Source organism: Actinomadura sp. NPDC048394 (assembly GCF_040651755.1).
Taxonomy (GTDB): Bacteria; Actinomycetota; Actinomycetes; order Streptosporangiales; family Streptosporangiaceae; genus Spirillospora; species Spirillospora montaniterrae.
Genome location: NZ_JBEZJL010000077.1, coordinates 1 through 17,560, shown reverse-complemented (window position 1 = coordinate 17,560; position 17,560 = coordinate 1). Strand labels below are relative to the sequence as shown.

General features: G+C 73.9%; 13 protein-coding genes and 2 tRNA genes. 9 read left to right on the top strand and 6 right to left on the bottom strand.

Features of this window, described 5'->3' with window-relative positions; translation table 11 throughout:
• Window positions 1–75: 75 nt before the first annotated feature.
• Complete coding sequence (locus AB0C78_RS39860) at window positions 76–891, bottom strand: RNA methyltransferase (RefSeq protein WP_360758582.1); 816 nt, start codon at window positions 889–891, stop codon at window positions 76–78.
• Window positions 892–1,286: 395 nt separating this feature from the next.
• Here AB0C78_RS39860 and AB0C78_RS39855 point away from each other — a divergent pair, with 395 nt between their 5' ends.
• The 3 genes from AB0C78_RS39855 (at window position 1,287) to AB0C78_RS39845 (ending at window position 7,000) form a co-directional block, all read left to right on the top strand.
• Complete coding sequence (locus tag AB0C78_RS39855; protein ID WP_360758580.1) at window positions 1,287–3,536, top strand: substrate-binding domain-containing protein; 2,250 nt, start codon at window positions 1,287–1,289, stop codon at window positions 3,534–3,536.
• A gap of 267 nt (window positions 3,537–3,803) precedes the next feature.
• Window positions 3,804–5,309, top strand: coding sequence for a sigma-70 family RNA polymerase sigma factor (locus tag AB0C78_RS39850; protein WP_360758578.1), 1,506 nt, complete (start codon window positions 3,804–3,806; stop codon window positions 5,307–5,309).
• 209 nt (window positions 5,310–5,518) lie between these two features.
• Complete coding sequence (locus AB0C78_RS39845; RefSeq protein ID WP_360758576.1) at window positions 5,519–7,000, top strand: sigma-70 family RNA polymerase sigma factor; 1,482 nt, start codon at window positions 5,519–5,521, stop codon at window positions 6,998–7,000.
• A 39-nt stretch (window positions 7,001–7,039) separates the two neighbouring features.
• Here AB0C78_RS39845 and AB0C78_RS39840 read toward each other — a convergent pair whose 3' ends face one another.
• Window positions 7,040–8,125 carry a phosphotransferase family protein gene (locus tag AB0C78_RS39840; RefSeq protein ID WP_360758574.1) on the bottom strand — a complete coding sequence of 362 codons (1,086 nt, stop codon included), beginning with the start codon at window positions 8,123–8,125 and terminating at the stop codon, window positions 7,040–7,042.
• A 541-nt stretch (window positions 8,126–8,666) separates the two neighbouring features.
• Between AB0C78_RS39840 and AB0C78_RS39835 the strand changes: the two genes are divergently transcribed.
• Entirely contained in the window at window positions 8,667–9,320 is a 654-nt protein-coding gene (locus AB0C78_RS39835) for a hypothetical protein (protein WP_360758572.1), read from the top strand.
• Window positions 9,321–9,356: 36 nt separating this feature from the next.
• Here the strand turns inward: AB0C78_RS39835 and AB0C78_RS39830 are convergent, their stop codons facing one another.
• The gene (locus tag AB0C78_RS39830) at window positions 9,357–10,823 is read right to left on the bottom strand and encodes a PLP-dependent aminotransferase family protein (RefSeq protein ID WP_360758570.1); all 1,467 of its coding nucleotides are present in this window, start codon (window positions 10,821–10,823) and stop codon (window positions 9,357–9,359) included.
• Window positions 10,824–10,892: 69 nt separating this feature from the next.
• Between AB0C78_RS39830 and AB0C78_RS39825 the strand changes: the two genes are divergently transcribed.
• The 5 genes from AB0C78_RS39825 to AB0C78_RS39805 all read left to right on the top strand — a co-directional run bounded on the left by AB0C78_RS39825 (window position 10,893) and on the right by AB0C78_RS39805 (window position 13,199).
• Window positions 10,893–11,534: a pyridoxamine 5'-phosphate oxidase family protein gene (locus AB0C78_RS39825; protein WP_360758568.1), complete on the top strand. Its 642-nt coding sequence runs from the start codon at window positions 10,893–10,895 to the stop codon at window positions 11,532–11,534.
• A gap of 43 nt (window positions 11,535–11,577) precedes the next feature.
• Window positions 11,578–12,174: an oligoribonuclease gene (gene orn / locus AB0C78_RS39820; protein ID WP_151544124.1), complete on the top strand. Its 597-nt coding sequence runs from the start codon at window positions 11,578–11,580 to the stop codon at window positions 12,172–12,174.
• A 69-nt stretch (window positions 12,175–12,243) separates the two neighbouring features.
• Window positions 12,244–12,319, top strand: a tRNA-His gene (locus tag AB0C78_RS39815).
• 151 nt (window positions 12,320–12,470) lie between these two features.
• Window positions 12,471–13,043, top strand: a complete 573-nt coding sequence (locus AB0C78_RS39810) for a response regulator transcription factor (protein ID WP_151544125.1) — start codon at window positions 12,471–12,473, stop codon at window positions 13,041–13,043.
• Between the two features lie 83 nt (window positions 13,044–13,126).
• Window positions 13,127–13,199: transfer RNA gene (locus tag AB0C78_RS39805), tRNA-Lys, on the top strand.
• Window positions 13,200–13,276: 77 nt separating this feature from the next.
• Here AB0C78_RS39805 and AB0C78_RS39800 read toward each other — a convergent pair.
• The 3 genes from AB0C78_RS39800 to AB0C78_RS39790 are packed head-to-tail and all read right to left on the bottom strand — an operon-like array spanning window position 13,277 to window position 17,308.
• Entirely contained in the window at window positions 13,277–14,608 is a 1,332-nt protein-coding gene (locus AB0C78_RS39800) for an MFS transporter (RefSeq protein ID WP_360758565.1), read from the bottom strand.
• Window positions 14,605–15,144, bottom strand: coding sequence for a helix-turn-helix domain-containing protein (locus AB0C78_RS39795; RefSeq protein WP_360758563.1), 540 nt, complete (start codon window positions 15,142–15,144; stop codon window positions 14,605–14,607). The genes AB0C78_RS39800 and AB0C78_RS39795 overlap by 4 nt, the downstream gene beginning before the upstream one ends.
• 49 nt (window positions 15,145–15,193) lie before the next feature.
• Entirely contained in the window at window positions 15,194–17,308 is a 2,115-nt protein-coding gene (locus AB0C78_RS39790; protein ID WP_360758561.1) for a UvrD-helicase domain-containing protein, read from the bottom strand.
• Window positions 17,309–17,560: the final 252 nt, after the last annotated feature.

The window sequence follows — 17,560 nt, the reverse complement described above, 5'->3', positions numbered from 1 at the left end:
GCCTGCGCCTGGCGGCGCGACGATCCCGCGGTGTCCTTTTCCCCATGGGCGGTCCCGTCTTCCTGTGCGGCGGGGTCAGGGGCGGAGGAGGGTGTAGCAGGCTATTGCGGCGGCGGCCGTGACGTTGAGGGAGTCGACGCCGCGGGACAGGGCCGTCTCGTTCATGGGGATGCGGACGCGCTCGTCGGCCTCGTCGAGCCAGCGGGACGAGAGGCCGTCGCCCTCGGAGCCGAGGAGCAGGGCACGGCGGTCGGCGGGCGGGACGGAGTCCAGCGGGACGGCACCGGCGGACGGGGTGAGGGCGAGGATCTGGAAGCCGGCGCCGCGCAGGTCGGCGAGGCCGTTGCGCCAGTCGGTCATGCGGGCGTACGGGAGGGCGAACACGGCGCCCATCGAGACCTTCACCGCGCGGCGGTAGAGGGGGTCGGCGCAGCGGGGGGCGAGGACGGCGGCGTCGACGCCGAGGGCGGCGGCGCACCGGAAGATCGCGCCGACGTTGGTGTGGTCGACGACGTCCTCCAGGACGAGGATGCGGCGGGCGTCCTTCACCACGGCGTCGACGGGCGGGAGCGGGAGGCGTTCGAGGGACGCGAGGGCGCCGCGGTGGACGGGGAAGCCGGTGACGCCTTCGAGGGTGGCGTCGTCGGCCACATAGACGGGGGCGTCGACGCTGTCAAGGACGTCCGCGAGGGGGCCGGTCCAGCGGTCCGCCATCAGCAGGGAGCGGACGGGATGCCCGGCGGCGACCGCGCGGCGGATGACCTTCTCCCCCTCGGCGAGGAAGAGGCCATGCTCGGCTTCGAGGCTTTTGCGCAGGTTGACGTCGCGGAGGCGGGTGTAGTCGGCCAGCCGGGGGTCGGCGGGTGAGGTGACGGTGACGAGGCTGGCCATGCCTAGATTGTGGCGGAGCGGGCGGGGTGCCCGGGCCGGGGCAAGGGGGTGCGGCGGCCGGTTCCGGCCGCGCGCGGCGGTTCCGGTTTGCGGGAGGATCACGCACGGTCCCGGCGCCCGGCGGGCCCGGTCCACCCATGATCGCGGACGCGGCGCCGCCCCGTGGCGCCCCGAACGCGGGGCGTGACGGCGCGGGACGCATGCCAGGATCGTCGGGACATACGCTGATGACCTGCGTCATCATCGATTTTGAGTTCTTTGTAACCTCTAGTTCGTACTACTACAGTGCCGTGGAACATCGGCGGGTTTCTGGTGAATCGAGGGCAGCCATGAGCGGACGTCATCGCAATGACTTCCCTGAGGGGGACGGGGGCGGTCACGACCCGTCCACGCCCGTGTTCGGACCCGCTAACGACGGGTCCTCCGACTGGTTCGGCACCAGGGACTCGCAGAGCCGCCCCCTGACGCAGGAGCCGCAGGCCGGGCCGCCGCCGGGCGCGCCCCCGGGCCCGCCCGCCGGGTCTCCGCAGGCGTCCGGGCCGGGCGAGACGCCCGAATGGTTCACGCCGCGGCGCTCGGCCGAGGAGCCGGTGTACGGCGCCGGCGGGTTCACCGGCGCGTCGGACGCCGGCGGGTACGGGCTGGGACGGTCCGGCGGGTACGGCGCCGAGCGGCAGGAGCCGATGGCGGCGCCCACGCCGCAGGAGCCGCCGCCCGGCCGGTCCTCGTCCCCGCTCGCCGGGACGGGCTACAGCGAGTACGACGCGATCCGCAGCTCGGACGAGACGCCCGCCGGGTTCTTCGGCGGCGGGTCCGCCGGCTCGGGCGGGTCCGGCGGGTACGGCGGCGGGCCGGGCGGCGGCGGAGGTTCCGGCGGCTACGGCGGCGGGACCGGCGGCTACGAGTACGGCAAGCGCAAGCGGAAGCGGAGCAAGGCCGCGCTGATCGGGCCGATGGCCGGGGCCGTGGGCCTCGCGCTGCTGCTCGGCGTCGGCGTGTACGCGTTCGCCGAGAGCGGCGGCGGCTGCTCCGGCGACGACGCGATGAGCCTGTCGGTCGCGGCGGCACCCGACATCCAGCCGGCGATCGTGAAGGCGGCGGGCCGGTTCAACGACGCCAAGCACAAGGTCGGCGGCAAGTGCGTGCGGGCCGACGTGAAGAAGGTCGACCCGGCGTCGGTGGCGACGCTGCTGTCCGGGCAGGGCGTCGCGAACTCGGCGAACCAGCGCCCGGACGTGTGGATCCCCGACTCCTCGCTGTGGACGGCGCTCGCCCGCGGCGAGGGCGGCGACAAGAGCCTGGAGTCCGCGAAGACCTCGCTCGCGAGCAGCCCGATCGTGGTGGGCCTGCCGAAGACGCTGGCCGTCCAGCTGAAGAAGCAGGGCGTCACGGCCAGCCCGTCGTGGGACAACCTGCTGAAGGCGGCGGGCGGCGTCGCGGGCGGCGCGGTCACCAAGAACCAGATGATCCCGGCGGGCTCGGTGCGGATGGTGGTCCCCGACCCGACCAAGAACGCCGCCGGCATGGGCTCGCTGATGATCACCAGCATGCTGCTGGCGAACGACCCCAACCGGGACTCGATCTTCACCGGCATCGTCCGGACCGTCCGGGAGAACCTCGTCCCGTCCACGACGGAGGAGTTCGCCCACTTCAACAAGGACCGGACCGGCAAGCAGCCGATCTCCCTGTCGTCGGAGCAGGCGCTGTGGAGCTACAACCAGACCAAGCCGGCCCAGCCCGCGGTGGCGCTGTACCCGACCGAGGGCACGCTGTCGATGGACTACCCGTTCACCGTCACGACGCAGAACGGCGATGAGCAGAAGGCCGCGCGGCTGCTCGAGAAGGCGATGACGACCGACGCGACCCGCAACGACCTGCGGGAGCTCGGTTTCCGCACGTCCGACGGCAAGGCGCCGGCGGGCTTCACCGCGGCGGCCGGGGTCAGCCCGGCGCGCCCGCGGCAGCTCCCGACGCCGAAGAGCGGCGACGTCGCGCAGGTCATGCAGGCGTGGTCGAAGCTGACGCTCGGGCTGCGCATGCTCACCCTGATCGACGTGTCCGGCTCGATGGCCGAGCAGGTCGCGCCGCACACCAACCGGCTGCAGGCGATCGCGCAGGTGTCGCAGGGCGGCCTGGCGATGATGTCGAACGACACCGAGCTCGGCCAGTGGCTGTTCTCCACGAACATGAACGGCAAGACGCCGTACAAGCAGACGGTGCCGATCGGCGCGCTCGGCGACCGCATCGGGTCCACGACGCGGCGCGGGCTGGTGCTGTCGTGGCTGAACCAGATGAAGCCGAAGGCGAACGGCGACACCGGCCTGTACCGGACGATGCTCGACGCCTACAAGCTGATGAACAAGACCTACAAGCCGGAGTTCGGCAACTCGATCCTGCTGCTCACCGACGGCCAGAACGACGACCCGGACGGGCCGACGCTCAACGCGACCCTCAACGAGCTGAAGCAGCTGAAGGACCCGAACAAGCCGATCCAGGTCAACATGATCGGCTTCGGCAAGGGCGTCGACAAGAACGAGCTGGAGAAGATCGCCGCGGTGACCAACGGCAACGTCCAGGTCGCCATGACCCCGCAGGAGATCTCCAAGATCTTCCTGAAGATGCTGTCGCGGCGCATCACCTCGTAGCGCTCCGACCGCGCCCGGTAGTTCCGGGGATTTTCTTGGAATCGGCGTCAACCGGGCGCGGGAGTCGATCGTCATTCTTGTGGAGGCCCGACGGGGAGCGGGGCCGTCGGGCCTCCGACCTTCTCTCCTCCCCGGCCCGCGACGGGGAACCGCCCGGAGCGCGGGCCGGGAGAGCGGAACCGCTCCCCCTGACTTCCTGAGCCCGTCCCTGACGCTGCGGACGAGGATCGCCCCAGAGGCAGCACCCTGATCCCGCGGGAGGACCCTGTGTCCAGTTGGCCCACCCTCGACCGCGCGGACGACGAACGTCTCGCGCGGGAGCTGGCGGCCGGCGATCCCGGCGCCCTCATCCAGGTGATGGATCGCTACGCGGCCCGCCTGTACGACTACTGCCACGCGCTGCTGCGCGACCAGGAGCCCGCGGCGGGCGCCCTGCACGACGCGCTCGTCGCCGCCTACGCGCACGTCTCGGTGCTGCGGGAGCCGGAGCGGTTCCGCGGCTGGCTGTACGCGCTGGCCCGCAACGAGTGCATGCGGCGGCTGCGCGACCCGGACCGTCCGACCGAGCGCCACGAGGCCCCCGAGGTCGGGGACGGCTTCCTGGACGGCGAGGAGCTCACCCGGCGGCTGGAGGCGCGGCGGCTGGTGCACGGCGCGCTGTCGGGGCTGCGGGGCCGCGAGCGGGAGGCGCTCGACCTCATGCTGCGGCACGGCCTGGACGCGGCGGACATCGGCGCCGTCCTCGGCCTGGACGCGCAGGAGGCCACCGACCTGACCGGCACCGCCCTGGCCCGGCTCGACGACGCGCTCGCCGCCGCGCACATCGCGCACTCCGGGCGCGACGACTGCCCGGCGGTCGCCGGCCTCGCCCCGGACGGGGAGTGGCCGCTGCCGCCGCCCGCCGTCCGCCGGCTCGTCCACCACATCCAGGAGTGCCCGGTCTGCTCCGCGCGGCGCGAGCGGAACGTGTCGGCGGCGCGGCTGCTGAACGTCCTGCCGGTCGCGCTGACGCCGACGGACCTGCGCGGGCACGTCATGGCGACCGCGACGGACGCGGCGCTGGCCGCCGACCTCGCGGCCATCGCGCACCGCGCCGGGCCGTTCGACGCGTGGGGCTGGCCCGAGCATCCCGGGCAGGGGCACGCGGAGCCGCGCCGGCGCGGCGCGCCGCGCGCGCTGTGGCCGGCGCTCGCCGCCGCGGCGGCGGTCGTGCTGATCGTCGCGGGGGCGTTCTTCCTGATGCCGGGCGGGTCGTCGGGGAACACGAGCGCGCAGTCGACGCCGTCCGGGTCGTCGTCGGTGCCGGACCCGTCGGAGTCGACGACGTCGCTGGAGCCCTCGGAGACGCCGACGCCGTCGGCGACCAGCACGTCCCCGACGCCGACCCCGACGCTCACCTCGGCGACGCCCACGCCGACGCGCACCCGCAGCCGGGCGTCCCACACCGCCAAGCCCGCCCCCACCCACAGCAAGCCCACCAAGGGCACCCTGTCGGTCGGCTCGTGCACGATCAGCGGTGCGGGCGAAGGCAGCTGCGACATTTCGGTGACGGCCGTGGGCGGGCCGGTCACTTGGTCCGTCACGGGCGCCTCGGGCGTCAGTGCGAGCGGCGGTGGCACCCTCGCCAGCGGGGCGACCGGAAAGGCTCATGTCACCGGCACCTGCACCCCGCCTGGAGGAACCGGCACGGTGTACTTCTCACCGTCCGGCACCGGATCGGTCACCCTGACCTGTCCTCCGCCGGACGGCCAGGGCAGCCCGAGCGGGCAGTGAGACCCACATCACATTCGTTCGCGTAGCCGCTGTTCGACAGGGCGATACGGCCACGCCGCGTACCGTCATGGTCACAAAATTCGGACCAACGGGAGAAATTCCAGCAAGTTGGTGGCAAGATCGGGCAACCAGAGCGCGCCTGGAGGCGTCACGGCGCCGGCCGCTCACCGGGGGCACGTTCGACGACACCGATTCGCTTGGAGGGTTCCGTGGCCGGTGAGCCGGGGTCCGCGCGCAACGACGACCTGAGGCTGGCGGAGTCGCTGCGGGCCGGGGACGTCATCGCGCTGACCGAGGTGTACGACGCCTACGCTCCTTTCCTCTACGACTACTGCCACGGCCTGCTGCGCGACCGCGTCGAGGCGGCCGGGGCCCTGCGCAACTGCGTCATCGCGGCCCGCGAGCACGTCGGGCGGCTCGGCGAGCCGGACCGGCTGCGCGGCTGGCTGTACGCGATCGCCCGCAAGGAGTGCATGCGGCGCCGCGACAGCCCGAACCGGCACATCGGGCAGGAGGCACCGGAGGCGGAGGACGACCTGTCCGCCGAGCAGCTGGCCCGCCGGGAGGAGCGGCGGCTGCTGGCGCACAGCGCGCTCGCCGCGCTCAGCGGCCGGCAGCGCGAGGCGATCGACCTGTCCATCCGGCACGAGCTGGACGAGGTGGACCTGTCGGGCGTGTTCGGCATGCCGCTGGAGGAGACCCTCGAGCTGGTGGAGCGGTCCCGGAGCGGCCTGGACGCCGCGATCCGGGCGGCGCTGATCGCGCAGAACCACTGGAAGGACTGCCCGAGCGTCTCGGCGCTGACGGAGTCGTGGCCGCTGGCGCCGCAGACGGCGGCGTCGCTGGTCCGGCACGTGGCGAGCTGCCCGGTGTGCGCGGAGCTGGACACCCCGCCGCTGCCCGCGGACCGGCTGCTGTCGGTGCTGCCGATCGCGGCGATCCCCGCCGACCTGCGGCTGGACGTGCTGACGGCGGCGACGGCCGAGGACCGGGCCGGGAACCGGCGCGCCATCGCGGCGTGGACGGAACCGTTCGACGAGTACGGCTGGCCGCTGCCCTACGAGCCGACGCCGGCGCGGGCGAAGGACCGCGGCACCGGCGGGCGGCGGCGCGGCCCCATCATCGGGGCCGCCGCGGCGGCCGTGGCCGCCGTCGTGGTGCTCGCCGGGGCGATGACGGCGTTCGGCGGCGAGTCGGAGCCGGACGCGGCGGGCTCCCCGTCGTCGTCGTCGTCCGGCCCGGGCGGCGAGTCGGGCGACCCGAGCGTCCCGACCGAGCCGATGCCGACCGACCCGAGCCCGACGGTGTCGTCCACGTCGCCGTCGCCGTCGAAGTCCCCGTCGGACTCGCCGTCGCCGTCGAAGTCCCCGTCGAAGTCGCCGACGACCAAGCCGCCGTCCCAGCCCGCCACGCAGGCGCCCCCGCCGCCGCGCGCGGGCCACCTCGCGGTCAGCGGGTGCAACATGCACCTGGACGACTCCTGCACCGTCACCGTCCGGGCCGTCGGCGGCGCGGTGGACTGGCGCGTCACGGGCACGTCCGGCGCGCTGAGCGCGCACGGGTCGGGCCACCTGGCGGCCGGCCAGAGCGCCGGGGTGACCGTGTCGCGGACGAACGGGCTGTGCTGGGGGTCGAAGAGCGGCTCGGTCTCGTTCGCCCCGGGCGGGTCCGCGTCCGTCGGGTACTGCTGACCCGCCGGGGCGGGGCGACGCGTCCCGCCCCGGAGGCGTCTACCAGGGTGAGCCGGCGTCGAGGATGGCGTGGGCGCGGCCGAGCAGAAGCGGGACGGCCGCGCCGATCTGGTCGAAGCCCTCGCCGACGGTCGCGTTCTGCAGGAAGCGGGCGTGGATGCCCTCCAGGATGACGGCGAGCTTGAAGCACGCGAACGCGACGTAGAAGTCGAGGTCGGCGAGGTCGAAGCCGGTCAGCTCGGCGTACCGCTCGGTGAACTCGCGGCGGGTGAAGAAGCCGGGCGCCGAGGTGATCGTGGCGCCGACGGGGAGCTGCTCGGCGTCGCCGGCCTCGGCCCAGTAGACGAGGGTGAGGCCGAGGTCGGACAGCGGGTCGCCGAGCGTCGACATCTCCCAGTCCACGACGGCGGCGATCTCGGGACGCGGCTCCAGCCGGGCGAGCGCGTTGTCGAGGCGGAAGTCGCCGTGGACGAGCCGGGCGGGGGCGTCGGCGGGGAGCCGCTCGGCGAGCCGCGCCACGAGCCGGTCGTATTCGGGCAGGTCGTGGGTGTTGCCGGTGGCCTTGATCGCCTCCTGCGAGCTGTCCCACTGCTTGCCCCAGCGCTTGAGCTGCCGGGCCATGTAGCCGGTGGGGCGGCCGAAGTCCTCCAGGCCGGCGGCCTTCACGTCCACGGTGTGGATCGCGGCGAGCGCGCCGGCGAGCGCCTCGCTGAGGCCGCGCGCCTGCGCGGGGGTGAGGTCGTCGGCGTCCTCGCGGGTGCGCAGGACGCGGCCGTCGACGAAGTCCATGAGGTAGAAGCGGGCGCCGATGACGTCCTCGTCGTCGCAGAAGGCGAGGGTGCGCGGGACGGGCACGGCGGTGGCGTCACCGAGCGCGGTCAGCACCCGGTACTCGCGGCCCATGTCGTGCGCGGTCGGCAGGACGTGCCCGAGCGGCGGCCGGCGCAGCACGATCCGGCAGCCGCCGGCGAGGGTGATCCCGTAGGTCAGGTTGGAGCGGCCGCCCGCGATCAGGTCGACCGCGCCGATGCGGCCGGCGCCGGGCAGCTCGCGGGCCAGCCAGTCCGCGAGGCGGGGGACGTCGATGCCGGGCACCCCGGCCGGAAGGTCAGCGTCAACGGTCATGACCCACCATTAGAACGCGGCTCGGTACCGGCCGTGCAGCCGACCCCCGGCGTGCGGGCCGCGGGGCGGCCGGAGGGGGCCGGATTGTGCGCTCGGTAACCCTTCGGCCACATCCGGACACCGTCCGGAGGCGGTAAACCGGACCCCCATCACGGTGGTGACCTGCGACGATGATGTCCGAAATGCCGTTAAACCTCCGAGCGGCTGAAACTTGCAGAGAAAACGGGTTTACCCGGGTGGATTCGGAAGACGGCTTGGGTACGCCTCTGCATCGACTGCCGCGAAGAGTGGGCTTCGCCGCGGTCGCACGCGCCGGCCGTTGTTCCCAGCCCGTGGCGGCAAGCTGGACTTATGGGTCCTGCTGGGCTAAGAGAAGAGGACTAGACCATTCGGGGCTAGACCGCCCGATTGGGGGGACGCAACCGTGGCAGACGCATGGCTGCCGGGAGCCGGCCGCATGCCGGCACGACAGGACGGTGGAGCGCTACGGGGAGGTGCGCCCCGAGCCGTATGGCTGTCCGGCGAGTGCGACCCCCGCAGCGTGTCGGCGCGCTCGGCGGCCGCCGACCTGCTCAAGGAGGAACGGCCGCCGCACCTGGTCTGGCACCCCGGCTCCGGGGACGTCGTCCAGCTCGTGCCCGTCACCCGGGCGGCCCTCGCGCTCGGCCTGCCGGCCGGCCGCGAGGGCCGCGCCTGCGTGCAGATCCTGGTGGTCGCCCAGTCCCGGGTGCCGTTCACCGGCTCGCTGCTGATCGGCGTCGAGGCGATCGTCGCGTGGCTGGAGACCTGGGGCGTCGCCCGCCGCTGGCCCGCCGGGCCGCCGCTGCCGTCGCCGCAGTCGTACCACGCGCTGCGGTCCCGCCGGGACTGGGCGCGCGGCGGCCACTTCGGCGGCTCGCAGGTGCCGCTCGCCGAACGTCCCGACCCGGGCGGCATCGACATCCGCCGCATCACCGGCCCGGACACCCCGGTCGCGCCGATCCCGGCGCCCCGGTCGCCGATCGGCGAGCCGCCCGCCGCGTCGCTGCTGCTGGCGCGCCCGCGGGCCCACGACCCCGTCCGGGGAGAGCCGGCCGACCCGGCCGCGCGCCCGGCGGCCAGGACGGCGCCGCTGCCCGGCCACCAGTCGAACCCGGACCATCCGCCCCCGCAGGGCGACCCGGTCCCGGTCGGTTCGCCGGCGCTGTCGAACTAGCTCCCGCCACGGTCTCCAGCGGACCCGGCGCCCGGCTCAGAGCGGGGCGCCGGCCCCGTCCTGCCCGGACTCCGCCTGCCCGGACTCCGCCTGCCCGGACTCCGCCGCGGGCCGCTCCGCGGAGAGGGCCGCGACCGCCAGCTCGCGGACGATCGCGCACCCGGCCCGCAGCTCCGCCGGGCTGCCCGCCGAGCCGTAGCCGACGACGAGCCCGCCGAACGACCGGGAGCCCGCGTGGTGGCGCTCCAGCTGATCCAGCAGGACGCCGCGGTCCGCCGCGTCCCGCGCGACCCGCTCCGCGACCGCGTGCGGCAGGTCGACGACCAGGTGCAGCCCGGCGGTGTCGCCGCGCAGCCGCAGCCCGTCCAGCGCCCGCACGACCACCTCGCGGCGCCGCGCGTACTCCCCGCGCATCCGCCGGACGTGCCGGTCCAGGTCGCCGCGTTCGAGGAACAGGCGGAGCGCGTGCTGCGGGACGGCCGCCGTCCGGTCGTTCAGCTCCTCGCGCCGCAGCGCGATCGCCGCCACGAGGTCGGGACGGCCCACCAGCCAGCCGACGCCCATGTCCGCGGTCAGGATCTTCGCCGTCGTGCCCAGGTACACGACGACGTCCGGATCGAGGCCGTACAGGGCGGGCAGCGGCGCGACGTCGTAGCGGAACTCGCCGTCGTAGTCGTCCTCGGCGATCAGCGCGCCGGTCCGCCGCGCCCACGCCAGCAGCGCCTGCCGCCGCGGCACCGGCAGCACCCCGCCCATCGGGTACTGGTGGGACGGCGTCGTGTACACCACGCGCAGGTCGTCCGGCAGGCCGTCGACGATCAGGCCGTGCTCGTCCACCGGGCACGACACGATCTCGGCGCCGCGCCCCGCCAGCACCGAGCGCGCGCGCCGGTACCCGGGCTCCTCCACGCCGACCCGATCGCCCGGACGCAGCACCGTCGCGGCCAGCAGGTCCAGGCCGTTCGTCGCGCCGCGCGTGACCAGCAGGCCGTCGACCGGGCAGACCACCCCCCGGCTGCGCCGGATGTACTCGGCCAGCGCCACCCGCAGCTCAGGCACCCCGTGCGGCTCCTGCCCCTGCTGCGGCGGCATGCCCGCCGCGAGCCGCCACGCCCGCCGCCACGCCGGGGTGTCCAGCGCGCCGACCCACGCCATCCCGGGCCGCAGGTCGACCTCACCGGGCCCGGCCGGCCTGCGGGTGCTCCCGGCCAGGCTGAGCGGCGGCTCGCGGCCCGGCGCGGGATCGGCCGCGACGCCGTCCGTCACGTACGTCCCGGACCCGTGCCGGCCCTCCAGCCAGCCCTCCGCGTACAGCTGCTCGTACGCCTCCGTCACCACCGTCCGGCTGACGCCCAGCAGCGCGGCCAGCGCCCGGCTCGCGGGCAGCCGCTCCCCCGCCGCCAGCCGCCCCTCCCGCATCGCGGCCCGCAGCTGCCCGACGAGCTGGGCGTTCATCGGCTCGGCGGCGGCGCGGTCGATGGTGAGCGGCAGATCGATCGACAAAGTGGTCTCCGGCTTTCCGTTCCAAGTGGCCCTACTGACCAGGCCACTCGCGTCCTAGCGTAGACGGACATGAAGCCGCTCTCCGCAACGCCCCGCACCAGCCTCGGCCGCTACCCGGAACGCTCCACGCCCGACCGCGCCGCCCTGTACGACATCCTCGACGCCGGCCTGATCTGCCACCTCGGCATCGTGGTGAACGGCACGCCCCGCGTGATCCCCACCTGCTACGGGCGCCTGGACGACACCCTCTACGTGCACGGCTCCACCGGCGCGTCCAGCATGATGACGGCGCCGTCCCAGGAGGTCTGCGTCACCGTCACCCACCTCGACGGCCTCGTCCTGGCCCGCTCCCTGTTCCACCACTCGATCAACTACCGCAGCGCGATGGTCTACGGCGTCCCGTCCCCCGTCACCGGCGACGACGACAAGCGCGCCGCGCTCCGCGTCATCACCGAGCAGCTCGCCCCCGGCCAGTGGGACGCCGCCCGGCGGCCCACCCGCAAGGAGCTCGCCGGGGTCGCCGTCCTCGCCCTCCCGCTCGACGAGGCGTCCGTCAAGGTCCGCCAGGGCCCGCCCGGCGACGAGGACGAGGACTACGCCCTGCCGGTCTGGGCCGGTGTCCTGCCCGTCCGGCAGGCGTTCGGCGCCCCCGTGCCCGACCCGGCCCTCACCCCGGGCATTCCGGTCCCCGCGCACATAGCCGCCCGGTAACTCGGTGCCCCGCGCAGTCGCCCATGGTCGTAGGGTGAACCCCATGAACGAGCGGCTCGTGTGGATCGACTGCGAAATGACGGGACTCGACCTGCGCGCCGACGCGCTCATCGAGATAGCCGCCCTGGTCACCGACAGCGAGCTGAACATCCTGGACGAGGGCGTCGACGTGATCATCAAGCCGCCGCCCGAGTCGGTCGCGCAGATGACCAAGGTCGTCCGGGACATGCACACCACGTCCGGCCTGCTGGAGGAGCTCCCGGGCGGCATCACGCTGCCCGAGGCCGAGGAGATCGTCCTGAACTACGTCCGGACGCACGTCAAGGACGCCAAGAAGGCCCCGCTGTGCGGCAACTCGATCGCCACCGACCGCTCCTTCCTGGCCCGCGACATGCCCGCCCTGGACTCCCACCTGCACTACCGCATGGTCGACGTCTCCTCCATCAAGGAGCTGGCCCGCCGCTGGTACCCGCGCGTCTACTTCGCCAGCCCGGAGAAGAAGGGCGGGCACCGCGCCCTCGCCGACATCACCGAGAGCATCCAGGAGCTGCGCTACTACCGCGCCGCCGTGTTCGTCCCGCAGCCCGGCCCCGACTCCGAGACGGCCCGCGCCCTCGCCGCGGACATCTCGGCCGGCTGACGCCCGCGCGGCTGACCCACTCCCTGGAAGCCGCTACACTACTGGGAGCCGGAAGCGATTCCGGCCACGGTGGGTGTAGCTCAGCTGGCAGAGCACTTGGTTGTGGTCCAAGATGTCGGGGGTTCAAGTCCCCTCACTCACCCCAGGCGAGAGAAGCCCTGGCCGTCGTGACGGCCGGGGCTTCTTCCTTTTCCGGGGCCTCGGCGCGGCGGCGCGCCTGCTCGTTCGTTGGCTCAGGATGATCGGACGGTTATGCTCCGACCTTATAAACGCCAACGACACCCCAAGGGCGACGGATGAGTGTCGATGAGACCGCCCCACTGCGCGTACTGGTGGTGGACGGCGACGCCCACGTGCGGGCCGATGTGATCTCCCTGCTCGACGGCAGCAGCGAACTGCAGGTCGTGGCCGAGACCCACGACGCGGCGGCCGCGGTGCCGCTGGCGGAGCGGCTGCGGCCCGACATCGTGCTGCTGGACGCCGGCGCCGCGCAGCACGCCACCCCGCTCAGCCGCTCGTCCCGGGTGTTCGTGCTGGCCTCCGCCGACGACGGCCCCGCCGTCGAGACCGCGATCCGCGGCGGCGCCTGCGGCCACCTCGTGCCCGGCGCGTTCACCGTCCACGACCTCATCCGCAGCGTCCGCGACGCCAACCGCGTCTCGCTGGGCCTGTCCGCGCGCGAGGCCGAGGTGATGGACCTGATCGCCACCGGACGCTCCAACGGCGAGATCGCCCGGCAGCTGTTCCTCAGCGAGAAGACGGTGAAGAACCACGTCAACCGCATCTACGGCAAGCTCGGCGTGAGCTCCCGCGCCACCGCGATCGCGCTCTGGCGGGGCATCGTGAGCGTCCTGCCGGGCAGGGAGTAACCGATTCGCACTGGTCCGCGGGTCCTGCTACTGTTCTTCCTGTCGCCAGGGACACCGGCCGAGGCCGGAGGCCCTAAAGACAAGCGCCGTTAGCTCAATTGGCAGAGCAGCGGACTCTTAATCCGCGGGTTCGGGGTTCAAGTCCCTGACGGCGCACCCGCAACGAACGGGGCGTACACCGTAGATCGGTGCACGCCCTTTCTCATGCCCGCCCTGTCGGCACGTCGCGGCGTTCAGGACGCCGGCACTTCGGTGGATCGCTGCGGTTCGGGTGCGCTCTCCCGGACGGGGTTCTCAGGTTCCGCGCGGTCTCGTCCGCTGTTCGAGGCTGCGTCGCGCAGTGCCGCCTCGACCCGGCGGTTGCCGGTCATGGTGGCCGTGACGGCGGTCATGGCCAGGAGGAGGCCGGCGGCGGCGTAGAGCGGGGTACGCAGGTCGTAGGCGGTGGCCAGCCAGCCGCCGAGGAAGGCGCCGAACGGGGCGGCGCACATGGCGAGCATGCGGGAGGTGGAGGCGACCCGTCCGATCAGGTGATTCGGGACGATCGCCTGCCTGAGGGAGGGGCCTAGCACCATCGTGGCGCCCATTCCCGCCCCGCAGACGGCGAGCGCGAGCCCGGCCGCGTACGGGTTCGGGGCGGCGGCGAGCCCCAGGATGGCCAGGCCCTCGACCGTGGCCGTGCAGGTCAGCGCGGTGCCGGTGCCGAGCAGCCGGCCGAGGAGGGAGGCGACGCCCGCGCCGAGCAGGCCGCCGGCGGCCTCCGCCGCGAGGAGCAGCCCGAAGCCGAGGGGCGCGATGCCGAGACGCTCGCGGGCGAAGAGGGCCAGGACGGTCTCCACGGCGAGGAAGGCGACGTTCCCGACCGCCGGACGGAGCGCGAGCCCCAGCAGCAACCGATCCCGCAGGACGTAGGAGGCCCCGGCCCGCGCCTGGCGGAGCAGTGACTCGCGAGCGCCCGCGGCGGGCCGCGGCACTGCCGGCAGCGACCGCACGAGCAGCGCGGAGAGCGCGAACGACACCGCGTCGGCGAGCAGCGGGACCGCCCGCCCGAGCGCGAGCAGCGCACTGCCCGCGGGCGGTCCGGCCAGGCCCGACGCGGCGGTCTGCGCGCCGCGCAGGCGGGAGTTGGCACGTTCGAGGAGGGCGGGGTCGCGGCCGAGGAGATCCGGCAGATAGGCCGTGGCGGCGGTGTCGAAGAAGAGCCCGCCGAGGGCGAGCAGGAAGGCGACGGCCGCCAGCAGCGGGACGCTCAGCACGTCGAGGGCGGCCGCGGCCGCGAGGCTCGCGAGCAGCATCGCACGCGCCGTGTCGGTGACCCACATCGTGCGGCGGCGGTCCCAGCGGTCGACCAGCGCACCGCCCAGCACTCCGAACAGCAGCCACGGGAGCGTCCCGGCGGCCGTGACGACGGCGAGCGCCATCGGATCCCGCGTCGTGCTCAACGCGATCAGCGGCAGCGCGGCCTGCGTCACCCCGTCACCGAGCGAGGACACCGTCTGCGCGGTCCACAGCCGCCCGAACCCGGTCGGCGGCTTGATCACGTCGTTCGCCGGGTCCGGTGTCACTCGGCGTCCTCCTCGGCCTGCCGGCGCTGAGCCGGCCGGAACAGTGCGAACACCAGCGATGTGTCGGGGAGCGAGGGATCGGACAGCGCCCGGTACTCGTCCGCCAGGGCCTGGAGCCGTGCCCCGAGCTCGGTGAACTGCTCGTCGGTGAGCCGCAGATGCGCCATCCGCACGTGCCTCTCGGCATCGGCGGGCGAGGCCTCCAGATCCGCCACCGCGTTGCGCATGAGCACGTCCGGCTGCCCCGGGCCCGGGTCCGGCAGCTCGATCGACCGCGCGGCCATCGCGTAATACCGCTCGGTGACCCCCCTCACCTTCCGCGTCCGCACCACCTTCACCAGGCCGGCCCGCTCCAGCAGCCGCACGTGGTAACTGGAGCTCCCCTTCGCCAGGCCCACCCGCTGGGCGATCTGCGTGATCGTCGCCGGCTCGAAGCGCAGCACGGCCATGATCCGGTGACGCGTGAGGTTGGAGACGGCGCGCAGCTGCTCGTCCGTGGTGACGTGGAAGGTCTGAGGAAGATCATCGGCGGGCACGTCCCAATGGTCAACGACTCTTGACCATTGCGCAAGGGATTGCCGCGAATCAGCGGGAGGTGTTGGCGGCGGTCGAGCCGAGCCAGAGGAGGTCGCGGGCGCGGGTCATGGCGACGAACAGCTGCCGGCGGGCCAGCTCCGCGCGTTCGCGGGCGGCGGCGTCCGCGTCGGCGGCATCGGCCAGAGCGGCGTCGTGGTGCGGCAGGAACACGTGCTTGAACTCCAGCCCCTTGGCCCGCCGGTACGTGCCGAGCTTGACCGCATCGACCGGCCGCCCGTCGTAGCTCTCGAGCCGGAGCACCGGGATGCCCGCGCGGGAGAGGAGCCGGTCGTAGCGGCCGATCTCGCGGCGCGACGGGCACAGCACCACCGCGCCGGCCCACGGTCCGGAGCCGTCCGGCTCCTCGTCCGCCAGCGCCCGGATCGCCTCGACCAGCCTCCGGTCGTGCTCCTCCTCGTCCGCCGCGTCCACCCGGACGACCCGTCCCTCGTGGTACGTGAGGTCCACGGCGCGGCGGCCGTTCGGGCTCGGGCCGTCCAGATCGTCGAACGGGTCGCCGGACACCAGGTCCATCGCCGCCTCGAGGATCGCCGCCGCGTTCCGGTAGTTGGTGCGCAGCACGGCGCCCCGGCCCTTGATCGCGATACCGGCGTCGGCGAGCCGGAACCCGCCCGGGTACACCGCCTGCTGCCCGTCGCCGATCAGCAGCAGCCCGTTCGGGCCGTCGCCCGCCAGGGCGTGCAGCAGCTTCACGCCGACGAGCGTGAGGTCCTGCACCTCGTCCACGATGACGGCCGAGTACGGCGGATCGGCGGGCCGCTCCTTCAGCTCCGCGAGCGCCGCCAGAAGGACGTCGTTGAAATCGCCGACGCCACGCTCCTCGCGCAGCAGCTCGTACTCCTCGTAGAGGAGCCAGGCCGCCTCCCGATGCACCGGCTGCAGCGCGGTCCGGCGGCCGTGCCGGGCCACGGTCCGGTACTCCTCCAGGGAGGTCAGCCCGCGTCCTTTGATGACGTGGTCGATCTCCTCGCGCCAGTAGCCGGGCATCGGGTCGATCTCGGCGAGCGCGCTGTCGCGGCCGATGGTCATCCAGGCGCGCGAGAACGCGTCGTCCGCGCGGGCCGCGTTCAGCGGCACCTCGACGCCGCGGTCGGCGAGGAACCCCGTCGCCCAGCCGTGCAGGCTGGAGAACTCGACGCGGTCGGCGAACACCCCGGCCATCCGCTCGAACAGCCGCCGCTGCACACGCGGCAGGTTGTTGACGAAGGTGACGTAAAGGACGCGGTCCCGGCCGCGCCCGGCGAGATGGGCCGCCCGGTGCAGCCCGACGACGGTCTTGCCCGTCCCCGCGGGGCCGCTGATGCGCGCGGGCCCGTTCCAGTCCCGGCGGGCGATGGCCACCTGATCCGGGTGCAGGAACGTCATCCACCGCTCGATCGGCGCGTGCAGGAGCGATTCCAGAGCGGCCCTCTCGACCTCTTCGGTCTCGAACAGGGCGGCGCCGTCGTCCGCCGCCGCCGGGCCGGAGCCGCCGGTGCCGCCCTCCTTGAGCTCGGCGGGCTCGTAGGCGGGGAACGCCTCCGCCAGGTGCGCGCTGACGACCCCCACCAGCGCGGGCGTCAGCCGCCTCGGCTCGGCGATCAGCGCGTGGACGAGATCGGGATGGCCGAGCAGCCGGACCCGGCCCACGCGCGTGTCGATGCGGTGCCCGGCGAACGCCATCACCGGGACGAGCGCGACCGGCGACAGCCCCAGCGCCGCGACCTCCTCCTCGGCGGTCCGCGTCATCGCCAGCAGCTTGCGGATCTCCTCGTCGCGGGGCACCCCGCCGGCCGCCAGCCGGCCGCCGTCGACGACCGGGCGGTCGTGCCAGCGCTTGACGTCGATGACGAACACCCCGGCGGGCCCGACGAGGATCATGTCGATGTTCGCCGCCCGTGTCCCGGGCCAGCGGCGGTCGACGAGCAGCCGCCAGCCGACCGCGGTCAGCCCGACGAGCGTCGCGGCGACCGCCCGCTCGGCCTCGGCGGCGGCCTCCCAGCGTCCGGCCAGCCGGTACGCCTCGCGGGATCGCCGGGCCAGTTCGAGTGCCTGCTCGCGGGCCCGCCGCCCCCGCTCCCCTGCCGAACCGCCCGCCGCCATCGCCCCGCCTTCGCTCGGCATCCGGATCCCGCCAAGAAGTTACGCTCTTCCCCGATCAGCGGCAATTGTCGCCGGACGCGACGGACCCCGCTCCCGTCCGGGGACGGGAGCGGGGTCCGTGTTCGGGGGGACTGGGGGGCGTCTAGGTGGTGTTCACCTGGGTGGGCTGACGGGTTCGGGTCAGCCGAGGGGCTTGGGGGTGCCCTTGGTGCCGGCGCCGTGGCCCCAGGACAGGACCTCGTACTTGACGCCCTTGAGGTGGCCGGCGGAGGT